This is a genomic window from Salinivibrio sp. ML198 (assembly GCF_001996015.1).
GTDB classification, from domain to species: Bacteria; Pseudomonadota; Gammaproteobacteria; order Enterobacterales; family Vibrionaceae; genus Salinivibrio; species Salinivibrio siamensis.
Genome location: NZ_MUEZ01000001.1, coordinates 240,259 through 254,193, shown reverse-complemented (window position 1 = coordinate 254,193; position 13,935 = coordinate 240,259). Strand labels below are relative to the sequence as shown.

Here is a 13,935-nt window from a genome sequence, read left to right as displayed (position 1 = left end):
CGGCAGCGATTAAGCATTATTCGCCGCTGCATGAGTGACCTGACGCACGAGTACGACGGTCGCTGTGGTGCCGTCCGTGGTTGAAGTAAGCTGTATCGTCCCTTGATGATGGCGAACAATATCATAGGCATAGGTCAACCCGAGCCCCATACCTTGTCCAACGGGCAAGGTGGTGAAGAAGGGATCGTAAACACGGTGGCTGTCATCTTGAGGTAGCCCTGGTCCTGAGTCTTTCACCGTGATGGTGCACAAATCGTCATTCTCCATACCGGCTACGTCAATATGATGTGTCATCGTTGCATGATCGCGTTCACAAGCTTGAAGTGCATTTTTGAGCACTTCTTTAAACAGCATGACCAGTTCGTCATGGCGGCCCATCACTGGAGGAAGTTGATAGATACTGGCAGCAATAGATATGTTGATATTCTTGGGCGGAGACAGGGTATTCAGCGCCTCATCAATCACCGCAAAGATTTCAACGCTTTGAAAGTGTTGGCGTGTTTGTTGATTATAACTGGAGTACTGCTGTAAGGCGGAAACAATATTGATCACGCGTTGCACACAATCGTTAGCATCGGCAAGGCTATCACTGAAATCATCGTAGATGTCATCCACGAAGTGACGTTGTTTCCAGCGAGTGAGGGTCTCAATTGGCTCTGATTGGTGAACAACTCGCTCGGCAATATCTGTCCACTTTTGATAGGTCTCGAGATACTCTTGACACATTTGAAGGTTACTTTTCACCACGCCGATGGGGTTATTGATCTCATGAGCAACTCCTGCCGCCATGGTCCCAATCGAGGCCATTTTCTCGCTTTCGACCAGCTTCTCCTGCGTTTGCTTGAGTTGATGATTTATCTCGCGTAGCTGTTCATTCGATTGCACCAGATCAGCGGTACGTCGCGCCACCTTGGTTTCCAGCGATTGATTCGCTTCCTCTAACCGCTTTTGGTAGGTCTCGGTTTTGTTCTCGGAATCACGCAATGCTTGAATCATATTGGTAAACGCGGTAGCCACACTGGCCAGTTCATCTTTGCCGTGGGTTGAAATGTGAACGTTTCTTTTGCCACTGGCGATAGTATCGGCGGCGTTTTTAAGCTCTGATAATCGCTGGGTGAGATAGCTCCCCAATAGATAAGAGAATAAGGCCACTAACAGCATCTCGCCCAGCACAATGAGCATGCTCCAGTTTTTGGCATCTTGTATCTGGCTCAATAGGCCTGTTAGGTCAAAGCCAATCCAGACCGATCCAAACTCAATGTTCGACTCGGAAATGGTCGCGCGTACATCATACAGTCCATCCGTGACGGACTGTGCATTCATCTCAAGAATGTCTGTATTGAAAGAATCAGGAAGGTCCCCGGCTGATGATAGGACGCTTCCGTTATCGCCTACAACCGCGACATACATAATATCGCTGTTATGGAGTAGCTCTTGAGTAAAGGAGTCAACAGTGGCGAGATCGAACGATAACACCGCATTTTTTACCGTGGAAGCGAATAACTGGGTTGTTGAACTGGCACGTTGGTTGAGCCCTTGGTAGTTGGTGGTTTCTAAATAGTTGAGAGTCAATGTCAGCAGAATCGCCAACAGGATCGCCTCAATCAGGGCGACACCTAAGATGGTCTTTAATCGTAAGGACATGGGCTAGTCACTCAATAAGTGTTGCAACAGCGTAATGTTTAACGCTCTTACATCGTCCCAATCCTCGTTCTGCGCTGGCTCTATCCCTTTAAAACTGATATTTCCCAGCAGCGTTTGGCCCTTTTCACTGTTATTGAGGGAGAGAAAGGCCGCTTTAATCGCATTGGCGACTTGAGGGTCAAGGTCGGGATGAAATGCGAACGCATGAGGTGTGTAGCCAGGGGTTTTCCATAATACTCGTAACTGTTTGCTAACCTCGGGATCGGTATTATTAAACGTCCGTTCAATGCCACCACCGGCAATAAAGAAATCTCGCGCAACGTTTAAATAAACGGAGTCATGAGACGAGACATATTGCGGTGTAATGTTTATGCCTTGATTTTTCAGCGCGGCACGAGGCACCACACTGGCGGCAAACGCGGCCGGTGAAGGAAACGCTAAGCGCTTGCCATCGAGCGCTTCAAGTGAGGAAATGGACGCGTCTTTTTTGACGACTAAAATACCGTGAATCCGCTTATCTTTTTGCTTCGCAAATGCTTGGTAGCCAGGTTTTTGATGGAAAACCGTATAGTGGTAAGGATTCATGTAAGCGACATCATATTCACCGGTGAGCACACGTCCTTCGAATTCGGGAATGTCTTTGGCAGTACGAAAGACAAGGTTGTACCCCGATTGTTGAGAGACGTACTTTAAAATTGGACCCCAGTTGTTAGCCAATGTAATTGCAGATTGCTGTGGCACGATACCAAAGGTAATGTCTCTTGCGTGAGCGTGGCTAACGAGGGTAATGCTGAGTAAAAAAGACAGCAAAATGACTTTCATTCATTCTTTCTCGCAATGTGATTGATGAACTACCAGACAGTGTAGTTACTGACTTCATCCCTTGCCACGCAATGAAGCGTGATTAAGCCAATGAAATCACATTGTAATCACACCACGCGCTTTTCTTATTTGGGACGAAACGGCAGCGATATCCACAGCGAGCTGTCGTCCTTAATGACAGACGACGGGGTGTCAGTGGGTGAGGGTATTGGTGGGAAAATCGGGAAGCTGCAACGTCCAGGCGCCCAGCAGGACTGGGCGCGAAAAGGAACATAATTAAAACGTGGCGCTGTAGCTTAAGCTAAAGGTGCGGCCAACGCCTTGATAGGTGACTAGATCCGCTGGAATACTTGGGCTATAGACTTTTTGTGCCTTTTGACTCCAAATAGTTAGGTAATCTTTATCCAGTAGATTTTGGATACCAAAGTTAATTTGACCGACTGGCAAGGTGTAGTAACCATTGAGACCGACAAGTTCATAGCCCTCGAGGCGATCACCCTCTTTATCTGATAAGTCACCAACATGTTGCAGGTTAAGCTCAGTGCCCCAATCGAAGTTATCGTATCCGATCGCTGCCATCGCCGTTGATGGGCTGGCGGTGTAGATACTCAGGTCTTTCCATGTGCCTTTATTTTTTTCCTCACTTTCGACAAGATGGCCTTGCAAGCGAGAGTACCAATTATCAGAAATATAGTAGTTGACTTGACCTTCTAAGCCATAAATACGTTGTTCATTGTTATCTAGCTCGAGCTGTGTATTGGAGTATTTGTAGGTTTTGTCAGAAAGTGAATAGTACGCAGATAACTGAGTGTTAAATGATGCATTGCTTAGGCGCCACCCTAGCTCGTAAGAGTCTGTTTTTTGACCATCGAGGCCTACATTACTGACGCTAACGTAATCATCTAAAGCAGAGCCAGAGTATGAGCCGTAGCCGTAAAACTTACTGGGATCGGGCATATTGAAGCCTTGGCTAAAGTTTGCCCATACTTGTTGCTTGTCAGTAAGGTCATATTTAATTCCGGCATTAAAGAGCCAGATATCTTTATCCGCTTTACCGCCAGGGATAGCTTCTGCCTGCGGTTTTCCGTCTAGCAGGGTAGCGAGTTGCTTATATACACTGACAAAACTATCACCATCATACTCAGTATTTTGATAGCGAATGCCAGCGAACAAGTTAGTTTTATCTGTGATTGCCCAATCAATTTGGCTGAAGACCCCGATATTTTGTGTGGTGAAGTCAGGATAACGATCGATATTTGCTTTGTGCTTAAAGCTCAACCCTTGGCTCGTTGCACTAACTGATGGGTCGTAGATACGTTGAAACGCACTAAAGGTCTCATGCGAATAGTCCACACCATAGTTAAGCGTTACTTGAGAAAAGTCTTTTTGTAACAGCAATTTTGCGCCTAGTACGTCATTGCTCTGCTCTGAGGCACCGAATGCTAGTGTTGGCGCTGAAAAATCACCTGATGTTGCATAGTCGATTTTTTGTTTGAATGACTCTGAAATCATTGGAAAGGGAAAGTTCCCGAATGTCTCTTCGCGGTAATAGGCTTGAGCCAAAAGAGAGTGACCAGCGACATTAGCGTGACTATATTGTGTGTCAAGCATCAACCTTTCGGTAAAAGGCTGCTCGCTTAACTCCAGCCCGTCCGAGCGCTTCAAATAAGATGAGTCTATCAAGCCAGCATATAATTCTACATCGCCATATCCAGCGTAATCCGGATAGATATTGCCTACAGGAACGGATGTTTTAGGCCCGTAATCAATCCCATAATCCGTATCTTGCTGACTGTTATAGTATTGTGCAGTCAGGGAAAGGTGCTGTTCGTCGTCAGGGCTGTAATCTAAGTTACCCATTACATCAATGCTGTCATTGAATTGGGTATCAGTTTGGGTGACATCGGGCAAAATAGGATCGCCATTGCCGTCGTAGGCCGCACCTTTACCTTCATACGCCACGGATAAGCGCCCTTGCAAGGTTTCACTGCCGCCGGATACCGCGACTGCGGCTTTCTTGGTCAGGTCTTCGCTGTTGTTAAACCCAGTGGTGACGCCAGTCTGCACCTCGAGTTGCGCATCGCCTGCTTCACCTCGTTTGGTGATGATATTGATAATACCGCCGGTTGCGCCCGCGCCATAAATGGAGGTCGCGCCTGACAGTACCTCAACACGGGCGACATTAAAGGGGTCGATACTATCCAGTTGGCGGCTAATGGTGCGAGCGGCATTCAATGCCACGCCATCAATCATGATTTGCGCGCTGCGGCCACGTAAATTCTGTGAGGCGTTGGTACGTGCGTTGGTGCTGCCAAAGTCAAAGCTTGGGATCAGCTTTCCTAGTGCCCCTTTTAATGACTCACCGCCTTGAATTTCACGGGTTAATTCTTCATTGGTGATCACCCAGTTGGTGCTGGCTGAATCGGCGATCGTGGTTTGAATTTTACTGCCGGTGACAATGATGGTTTCGGTATTGGCCGCAGAAGGGGCGGCGTGGGCGAGATGGGCACTGATCACTAACGCCAGCGGTGAGAGCGAAAAGCTGACTGCTTTTTTGGTGTTCATAATTATCCTTATACGTTACAACCCTGCAGGGCATAGTGAGGCTGCCTCCCTGCAGATACGTCTACGTCACTACCTTTTTCCAGTATCAAATGATAATGGATATCATTATGATTATTGATATGTAACCTGATTGTCAATACATAGATAGTTGGATTGATGCATGTAATCTAGCCTCTTGAAAAAAGAGTATAAAAACGCAGTGACTAAATAAGCCTGTGTCTAGTGATATCCGTACGTCGACAAATCGTTTGGCACAAGCTAACGCGGTAGGGAATGACTGAAGAGGGGTAACATCTGGAAGCTATGAAGAAATCCATCAAAAAGGCCAGCTACTGGAGCTGGCCTAAGAACTGTCAACCTATTTTAGGACGAGACATTCCTTAATGTGGGCTTATTTGCCGCCCTTGCTTTGTTTAGTTAGTTCTTTGATAGTGCGGCTGATTTCACGGCGCTGCTTAGAAATTTCCGCATTTTTGATGATGTGGTCATCAACGCGATCTTCGTAATCGCCTTTCATGTTTTTGATGATCTCCACGATCTCTTCATAGGACATCTCTGGCTGGATGTAGTCGAGCAAGTTTTCTAACAGCACCACCCGCTTTTGGTTGTCGCGGATTTTCTTGTCGTTGTCCTGGATTTCGCGCTTCAGTTTGTTCTTTTGTCGTGAGTGCTTAACGATCTCGTATACGCTGGTCATAGTAGTCGCCTTCTATCTTTTGAAGTATGAAAAAATTAAACCACAAGCGCTGCCGCAAACCCAGTCTTTTCGCGCTTGAAGTGAGGAGTTTTTAAACACTTGAATGAAACAGGCGGGTGAAGAAAAGACATTGTGAGGCCAGTTTATCAACAACCTCATTAGCTGGCTAAACCGTCACCCTACCTTCTTCGCTGATTGATGGTGGCAACGATAACAGGTGAGCATTGACAGTGTCATGACACATATCAAGGCTCACCGATAACGTGGTAATCACGCTCAGTAGTCGGTTGGGCTGCCCTCGAGCTTGACCGATGAACCGGATGTTTTCATCATCGCGCCGCGCAACATGGCTTGCACTAGCTCAGTGGCATCGAATTTCGTCAGTGCTTCGTGCGCCCCGACTTGTTTGGCACGGTCGACACTGATATCACTTGATAGCGAGGTGTGTAATATCAAGTAAGCTTCCGCCAGTTTATCGTCGCTGCGGATTTCAAAGGCTAGCTCATAGCCATCAATCCCAGGCATTTCGATATCGCTAACAATAATATCAAATGGCTTGCCGGCAAAGGCGGCATTTTTCATCATTTGCAGCGCTTCTAGGCCGTTGTTGGTGACAAAGTAGGGGATGTTTATACTATCAAGCGCCTCTGATAATTGCCGTCTCGCCGTCAATGAGTCATCGACCAAGAGGATATGCATGGGTTTGAGTTTCTCACGATCGACGTCGGCTAAGATGGGGTGCAGCTTGTCAGGATCAGAGGGGAAAATGTGCTCCATAATGTATTCAACATCAAGCAGTTGCACCAACTTGTCGTCGATGTTCATCACGCCGGTAAGAAACGCGCGTGTTCCTAAGGTTTCCGGTGGCTCTGAAATAGAACGCCAATCGCACTCGCTGATCTTGTCGATTCCACGGACCAAAAAACCCATCACCCGGCGCTGACAATCGGTCACGATAATGTAGCAAGACTCCCATTCTGACTTGGCCACGGGTTTGTAGCCAATCGCTTTTGCCATATCAATGACAGGGGTCGCGATGCCACGGAAGCTAGTGGTTCCGATCACCGTTGGGTGAGATCCCGGCAAATCCGTGAGCGGCTGAAAAGGAATGATTTCTCGTACCTTCAGCGTGCCAATCGCGAAAGATTGGGTGGCGGTGAGGCGGAACATCAACATGCCTTGTGCTTGATTCGCTTTGCTCTTCATAGCATCACTCTGCGTGTTATCGTCAGTCTTCTGATTAGGGTAACAGTGTTGTCTCTAAACACCTATTCTTACCCCAAGGATAGGGCTAACGGGTGAAAAGATAAAACTTTTGCCTACCATTGTCTCACATTTGAAACTTATTGATAGTCTCATTTAAACGTGGTGTATACCACGCTTTTAGGCCACGGTTTTTGCTAAGATAGCGAAAGATATAGGCTAAGTGAGCCAGTCATTTAGGCGTCACCTTCTGCAAAGAGGTTGCCTGTGGCTGTATCTTACCTAAAATAAGAAAGAACACGCTTTTTGTCTCGGTACTTGAAAGTCTCAGTGCAACGCGACACAAAAGCCCCAACATTGAGGCACGTTAGCAAGGATTTACGTGTCCGGATAAATGCGAATGAGCAGTAACACGACGGTTGAGTAGACTATGACCAATATTTTAGATTCGGTAGATTCGCGGACACGATTGGTGGGTGAAAACCGCCTCGAGCTTTTAATGTTTTACCTTGGCTCTACCCAACCTTTTGCCATCAACGTGTTTAAAGTACGTGAAGTCATCAAAGTGCCAAAGCTCAACCAAATGCCTGGCTCCCATCCGAACATCCGTGGCGTTGCCATGATTCGCGGCAAATCTATTCCAGTGATTGACCTACGTCAGTCTATCGGCATGGGCTCGATAGGCATGTCGGATGAATGTAACGTTATCGTGACTGAATATAACCGCACCATCCAAGCGTTCCTCGTTGGGCAGGTGATCAATATCAAAAACATGGGCTGGGATGAGATCATGGAGCCGCCTTCCAGCTCTGGACGCAATAATTACTTAACGGCCATTACTCGCCAAGACTTTGATGGTCAAACGCGTTTAGTGGAAATTGTGGATGTGGAAAAAGTGCTGGCTGAGATCGTTGCGTATGAAGTTGGCGTTTCTGAAGATGTCCTCGACCCGCAACTGACCCCTTATATGACGGGGCAGCGAGTACTGGTTGTCGATGATTCATCCACGGCGCGCGCGCAGGTTAGTGAAACCTTGTCGCAGTTTGGCGTTGAGTGCATCATCAAGAAAAATGGTGCTGAAGCACTGAACTTGCTCAAGAGTTGGTGCGATGAAGGCAAAAACGTAAGTGACGAAATTTTGCTTATGATCACTGATGCGGAAATGCCGGAAATGGACGGTTATAAACTGACGCATGAAGTGCGCTCTGATAGTCGGATGAGTGATTTGTACATTGCACTGAACACCTCACTAAGCGGTAGCTTCAATGAGGCAATGGTTGAAAAAGTGGGCTGCAATCAGTTTATCTCTAAATTCCAGCCTGACCTTTTGGTCAATGTGGTGCAGGAGCGTTTGCGCCAAGTCGTGGCGAGTTAAACCGCCTAGGCACCGGTGAAAACAAAAAGCGAGCCGTGGCTCGCTTTTTTTATTGAACATTGAGGGGGTGACGATGAAAACGGTATTTTTGATGCGCCATGCGAAATCGAGTTGGGATGATCCGAGCCTCGATGATCACGAGCGTCCGCTCAATCCGAGAGGATTTCGACAAGCGCCGCAAATGGCGGAGCGCTTGAATGCTTGGTTGCACCAGCCACAAACGATTGTGACCAGCACAGCGCAACGCGCGAAAGATACGGCAGTGCTGGTGGCACAAACGCTGACCGATAAGCCGCCCATTGTTTTAGAGGAAACGTTATACAGTGAGCATGCATCGGCAATCATTCATACCATCCAAGCACTCGAGTTAGAGCAAGATGTGGCGATGATTATTGGCCACAACCCTTCACTAAACAATTACTTACATGGAGTGGGAATGACCAAGGATAACTTGCCGACCTCAGGTGTGGCGGTGGTGCAGTATCCCGTCGAGCACTGGACAGAGGTTGCGAATACGCATGCACAGCTTTGCTTTCTCGACTGGCCTAAGCGACTTCGAGGCTAACGTCGTCTATGGAACAGGATGCTGTCATATGCATACTAGATATGGTGCGCTCTGAACTATATTTAGCGCTTGGATTGTAAAGTTATCTACTGTACCTGTGGATAACCCCGTTAATTTCTTTGTAGGCAATGGCGGCAGTACGCGTGAGTCGTGGAGAGCAACCCCAAGACGATCGGTTGAGCAAAAAACGACCAGTTTGATTGACGCGATATGGCGGTTTTTCACTTGTGTTGCGGTAAATGTGCGATACTCGTAACACCTTGGTTGTACGCGTATTATGGGGGTCGGCTTGGTAGCAAATTTATTGGCGTTCACAGGAGAGCAGTCGTGATCACAGTAGACAAACATGAGGGCTTATCAGTCAGGGTGGCTGTGCTCAACGAGGAAGTCAGTGCCCAAGAGGTCGAGTTTTATCTCTTCGTCCCTGGTGAGCTTAAGTTTGGTAAGCATGTGCTTTCTGAAGATGAGTTTTACTACCGTGTCCTCGCCAATAGTCGAACGTATTTTACGTCTCGTTATCATCTGCCCTTGGTACATGCTCGCCTAGCCAGTCGTGACAAACTGCCAACCGAACAATATCGAGTGAGCTTGAGTCTCTATGCGTATCAGTATGCCTTATCGCTCGAAAAAGCGACGCACGATTTTTTTGAATCCGTTTCTGGGCTAGAGGATGAACAAGCGTTAGAGCAGTTAGAAGATACGATAGAGATGGCGGTGGAGATTTTACGGCGACTCCGGCGCTACAAACCGCAAAATACCAAGCTACTCAAGTATTACCATAATATAGACAACTATTTATCTTGGTTGACGGAGCAACGTTTTCTGTCGTTATTAGCCCATATGCCGCGTGGAAACGTCTACAAGGGGGTACGCCAGCAATTGATTGAATTGTGCCAAGCTGAAGAGGCACACCGCCTCGTTAACCGTTATAACTCGGATAAAGCACGGCGCGATCCCACTCGTATGGTCAATAAGATGCGCTTGGCGCGCCGCTTGATTGAGTTTCCCGTGACGATTCGCCAAGTGCCGCAGGCGCTAGGTAAAAACCTTAACAAACTGGCTAAAGCGTCCGCGACGGCGTTTGTGATGTTGTTTGTCACCACTGTTATTGTCCGTGCACGTCAATATTTAGGCGAAATCACCCTATCGTTCGTGTTGGCCATGGCGGGTGTGTATGCATTGCGAGAGATCTTTAAAGATGATTTACGTGACGCGTTGTGGCGCTGGATTCGTAAAGGACGTCCCAAGTGGCGAAAACGTTTTATTGACCCCACATCCAATCGACAAATAGGTCGGCAGTTAGAGTGGCTAGATTATATGGATTTTGCTGCCCTACCCGATGAAGTGAAGAAATTGCGTCGTGGCAAACTGCGTCAACGGGAAGAGGCGGTAGTGCGTCTTAAAGTGAAAACACAGTTAGAGACAACCCGTTTTTTGTCGGGTTATGACACCACTCGTGACGTGTGGAAATTTGATTTCCGGTCTTTTTCTCGCCTTATGGACCGTGGTAGTCAGCGCTTATATCGGCTTAATGAAGGCCAAGTACTCAAAGATTCGGTTGAAAAGCGGCATCAATTCAACCTTATTAGTTGTCAGCGGTTAAAAGGGCAGCCGACGGTGTATCAGCGTTGGAAAATTACGGTTAACCGCTCAAAAGTGGTCGATATAGAAGAAGTGTTTGATTAATCATTCATCAATAACTTGTCTTTATGATTTAAGTGATCGATGCAGAAAGCATAAAAGTCCAGTGCGGATAGCGGTTTGGCGAAGAAGTAGCCTTGGAATTCGTCAACGCCCATCTGTTTTAGGCTGGTGAGTTGTTCTTGTGTTTCGACGCCTTCGGCGACCACGCGAATATCGAGCTGATGGGCCATATGACAAATGGTATCGACTAACACATGCTGGCGCGGTGTATTGGCCATGCCGGTGACAAATGAGCGATCAATTTTGACTTTATCAAAACTAAGGTGGCTGAGTACCGACATGGATGACCAACCCGTGCCGAAATCATCCAGCGCTATCCGAATACCGACGTCGCGCAGTTGATTCATCAGCAGATTGAAGCGACCAATATCGTCGATGGTCATCGTCTCTGTGACCTCAAAAATCAGTTGTTTACGTTGTTCTGGGTGATCGGCAAATACAGTGATCACATCGGCAATCAAAGACTCGTTGAAAAACGAGTCAGAAAGGTTAATCGCAATATCAATGCGGTCATTAATGGTTTGCCATTCGGTATTTAATGCCAGATAAACTTGACGCAAAAGCCAGGCGCCTAATCTCCGACCCAGGCCTGACTCTTCGGCGACATTGACGATGAGCTCTGGATCAATGGGACCAAACTCAGCATGGTCCCAGCGAATCAGACACTCACAGCCAAGGCGTCTTGACGTCGCTGCCACCATGGGTTGAAACAATACATAGAGTGTCTCTTGATAAGGGTCGTCAAGGTGAGCCTTGAGCTCATCGCGTAATTGACGACGTTGCTTCGCTTCTTGTTCGTACTCCGCTTTAAATATATCAACACTGTCTTGCGTCACAGGCGCTCGTTTGGCTTTCATCAGTGCAAGGTCCGCGTTGTTTAACAGTTGATTGGCAAACTGACGATGATTTCTAATGACATTGTCATCCAAATCGAGGCTCTTTGCGACGCCAATAGCCACCGCTAATCGATGACCTGGGTAGACACTGTCGATCGCGCTTCGCAGCGCGTTGCACAAAGGCTGAGTAAAGAAGCTCAGCTGACGATTGTCGGTGTATGCGAGAACCGCAAACTCATTACTGCTGATCCGCGCGCAAGGATAACCGTAAGGCAAACACATGCTTTTTAATTCATTGGCTAACTGTGTTAGCGCGACATCGCCTTGTTCGTATCCCATCAGGTCATTGATGTCTTTAAAACGACGAACATCGATCAGCAATAAGGTATGTATTTGTTTTTTATGTGCTGCTTTGTAGAGATACTCCAAGAGGTAATTGCGATTGGGTAGGCCAGTGAGACTATCGTGCCATGCCATTTTTTGCTGTTTGCTACTATTGCGATAGAGGCGAAAGGCGAAAAAAATCAATAACGACATCAGTATAATGATGGCCGCGTACATGGTTTTTATTTGGTCTTGTAAAAATTCACGCTGTTCGATAGCTGCCGGCCCGGTAAAATTATTGACCATCAGATTTCGTACCTGAGGCAGCACAATATCCATTTCATGAAGAAGGCCAGAAAGTCGCTGCCGGTCACCGTTCAATACCGCTTGCTCATGTTGCTGAATTAAACGAAAAGCACGTTGTACCACGGGCTGGGCATCAAACGTTCGACGCATGGGCGCAGCCTCTTGGCTGCTTAAAAACGTGTCATAACGACTCCATAGGATGTCATAAGACAGGACAAGGGACTGTTTGTCTGAGGCCGTGGCGAGGTACAAGGCGAGCTCATTACGAAACTCTAAGGTTTCGAGCTCCATTTGTGCTAAAGCCCATGCTGACAATTGGGTATGCAGTGCCTGTCGTGCGTAGGCATTATGAAACTGGTAAAGCGCTGAGGCCGCGAAGGCTAACGTGGTAAATGCAAAAATGATGAAACCGATAAGAGGGCGCTTTACCATACCAATATATTCCTTTACTGCTGTGTTTTGCCTAGCTGCTTGTGGTTGAGTCGGGAAGCTCGTGGAGTAGGCAAAAACCGTGGTTGAGCCAATAGGGCTGTTGTTATTCTTTTTCTAATATTTCGATATGGTTAACTTGCCACACCATACGGCTGTGTAAAATCTCATTATCGTACTGATTAAATTCGGATAATGGGTAGATAACCCAAATCGGCCCTTTGTCGCGAATAGGCATCCACTCGCCGTTTTTCTTGATGGCGAAAACAGGGTTGTACTTATTAATCTCGTCAGTCGGCATTTTGGACCAATAATCATTGAGGGCGTGAACTTTCAATTCATGGCCTTGCTTGTCATACGTTTTTAACAGTTTTTGTGCTGACACACCGAGAAAAACCTGCTGACCCTCCGTCCAAGGGGTTTCCGTTTCAATTGTGCGGTCGGCCAGCTGCATCAGCTCCTCACGAGTAAAGGATTGCTTGGCGACATCACCATAAATGGTCAAAATCGGTCTTGCTTCGACAGCATGACTGACCAGCATGAGACACAACAACGCTAGCAAAATGAGTTGGTCGGTATAACGGCTTTTGCGGATAGTATATCTGGGATCGTACGTTGTCATGTCACACTCCTTATTATCTCCATCTTTTTAAAGCTAGTTTGTGATTGGACCTAACTCAAGACGGAGCGGTGACCGCCATGATATACGCTCCGAAGGAAAATGGGAAAGGGTCCATTTCTCCCGTAGTAAGGGTGGGTGGATCGTGTAAATCGATCAGACACAGTCACGAGATTTATTGTTGAATTGAAAAAGAAAACTGCCCACGCATAGGGCTAGGGCAGTTTAGCAAAGCCCGATAAAAGGCATAAGCCGGTCGGGCAACAAGGGGCAAGCGAAGGAGTCTTGTCACTAAAAACATAGACGCTAGCTTGGCGGGTGTCTAATTATTTTTCGATAATTGGTGTCGCCTGTTTGTTTAAGTAGGCAATAATATCATCCGATTCGTACATCCAGCGCGCCTCACCGTTTGCCTGTTGGATACGCAAACAGGGTACTTTGATTCGCCCTCCCCCTTGCTCAAGCTCTTTTCTGGCATCCATGTTGCGCTTCGCGTCTTTGGTCTGAAGCGGTAAGCCGAGTTTTCGGCTTGCTTGGCGCACTTTTACACAAAAGGGGCAGGCCGCGAATTGATATAGAGTGACCTGCTGTGCCAATGTGTCCATCGCCTGCTTTTGCGCTGCGTTTAATTGAGGGGATTTGGGTTGGGTCAATGACTCTACAACCAGAATGATTTTACCTAGGATCCAACGAATAACGCCCATATAACCTCCATGCGTTGACAACGGCATAGAGTGTAACACGTGATACACGTTTGCCTATCTTGAGGTTAGATTGTGCCCTTATAGAAACAAAGCGTTTCTCTCTAAGAACAGGATGGCATTGTACCCGTTAACCTGCCTGTTA

Annotated in this window: 12 protein-coding genes; 4 read left to right on the top strand and 8 right to left on the bottom strand. The window is 47.2% G+C overall.

Translation table 11 applies throughout. The features are described 5' to 3' along the window. Positions 1–9: 9 nt before the first annotated feature. Positions 10–1,644, bottom strand: coding sequence for an ATP-binding protein (locus tag BZG25_RS01070; protein WP_077638382.1), 1,635 nt, complete (start codon positions 1,642–1,644; stop codon positions 10–12). 3 nt (positions 1,645–1,647) lie between these two features. Next, positions 1,648–2,466 carry a phosphate/phosphite/phosphonate ABC transporter substrate-binding protein gene (locus BZG25_RS01065; RefSeq protein ID WP_046075651.1) on the bottom strand — a complete coding sequence of 273 codons (819 nt, stop codon included), beginning with the start codon at positions 2,464–2,466 and terminating at the stop codon, positions 1,648–1,650. Positions 2,467–2,556: 90 nt separating this feature from the next. Between BZG25_RS01065 and BZG25_RS01060 the strand changes: the two genes are divergently transcribed. After that, on the top strand, positions 2,557–2,742 hold the full coding sequence (locus BZG25_RS01060) for a hypothetical protein (RefSeq protein WP_077638381.1): 186 nt from the start codon (positions 2,557–2,559) through the stop codon (positions 2,740–2,742). On the opposite strand, the gene BZG25_RS01055 is transcribed toward BZG25_RS01060, so the two are convergent. The 3 genes from BZG25_RS01055 to BZG25_RS01045 form a co-directional block, all read right to left on the bottom strand. Next, positions 2,743–5,031, bottom strand: coding sequence for a TonB-dependent receptor (locus tag BZG25_RS01055; RefSeq protein WP_077638380.1), 2,289 nt, complete (start codon positions 5,029–5,031; stop codon positions 2,743–2,745). It lies immediately after the preceding gene. 391 nt (positions 5,032–5,422) lie between these two features. Then, positions 5,423–5,728, bottom strand: a complete 306-nt coding sequence (locus BZG25_RS01050) for a DUF496 family protein (RefSeq protein WP_046075653.1) — start codon at positions 5,726–5,728, stop codon at positions 5,423–5,425. Positions 5,729–6,004: 276 nt separating this feature from the next. After that, a complete protein-coding gene (locus BZG25_RS01045; protein ID WP_077638379.1) occupies positions 6,005–6,934 on the bottom strand; it encodes a chemotaxis protein in 930 nt (309 codons plus the stop codon). A 427-nt stretch (positions 6,935–7,361) separates the two neighbouring features. On the opposite strand from BZG25_RS01045, the gene BZG25_RS01040 reads away from it, so the two are divergent. From BZG25_RS01040 to BZG25_RS01030, 3 genes are all read left to right on the top strand, one after another. Then, on the top strand, positions 7,362–8,306 hold the full coding sequence (locus BZG25_RS01040; RefSeq protein WP_046075655.1) for a chemotaxis protein CheV: 945 nt from the start codon (positions 7,362–7,364) through the stop codon (positions 8,304–8,306). 73 nt (positions 8,307–8,379) lie between these two features. After that, the gene (locus tag BZG25_RS01035; protein ID WP_077606710.1) at positions 8,380–8,871 is read left to right on the top strand and encodes a histidine phosphatase family protein; all 492 of its coding nucleotides are present in this window, start codon (positions 8,380–8,382) and stop codon (positions 8,869–8,871) included. Positions 8,872–9,198: 327 nt separating this feature from the next. Next, positions 9,199–10,557, top strand: a complete 1,359-nt coding sequence (locus BZG25_RS01030; RefSeq protein WP_046075657.1) for a hypothetical protein — start codon at positions 9,199–9,201, stop codon at positions 10,555–10,557. On the opposite strand, the gene BZG25_RS01025 is transcribed toward BZG25_RS01030, so the two are convergent. From BZG25_RS01025 to BZG25_RS01015, 3 genes are all read right to left on the bottom strand, one after another. Then, the gene (locus tag BZG25_RS01025) at positions 10,554–12,473 is read right to left on the bottom strand and encodes a bifunctional diguanylate cyclase/phosphodiesterase (RefSeq protein ID WP_077578475.1); all 1,920 of its coding nucleotides are present in this window, start codon (positions 12,471–12,473) and stop codon (positions 10,554–10,556) included. The genes BZG25_RS01030 and BZG25_RS01025 overlap by 4 nt on opposite strands. 103 nt (positions 12,474–12,576) lie before the next feature. After that, positions 12,577–13,092 carry an oxidoreductase gene (locus BZG25_RS01020; protein WP_162274050.1) on the bottom strand — a complete coding sequence of 172 codons (516 nt, stop codon included), beginning with the start codon at positions 13,090–13,092 and terminating at the stop codon, positions 12,577–12,579. Positions 13,093–13,415: 323 nt separating this feature from the next. Next, positions 13,416–13,793, bottom strand: coding sequence for a glutaredoxin (locus BZG25_RS01015; RefSeq protein WP_046075659.1), 378 nt, complete (start codon positions 13,791–13,793; stop codon positions 13,416–13,418). Positions 13,794–13,935 lie beyond the last annotated feature (142 nt).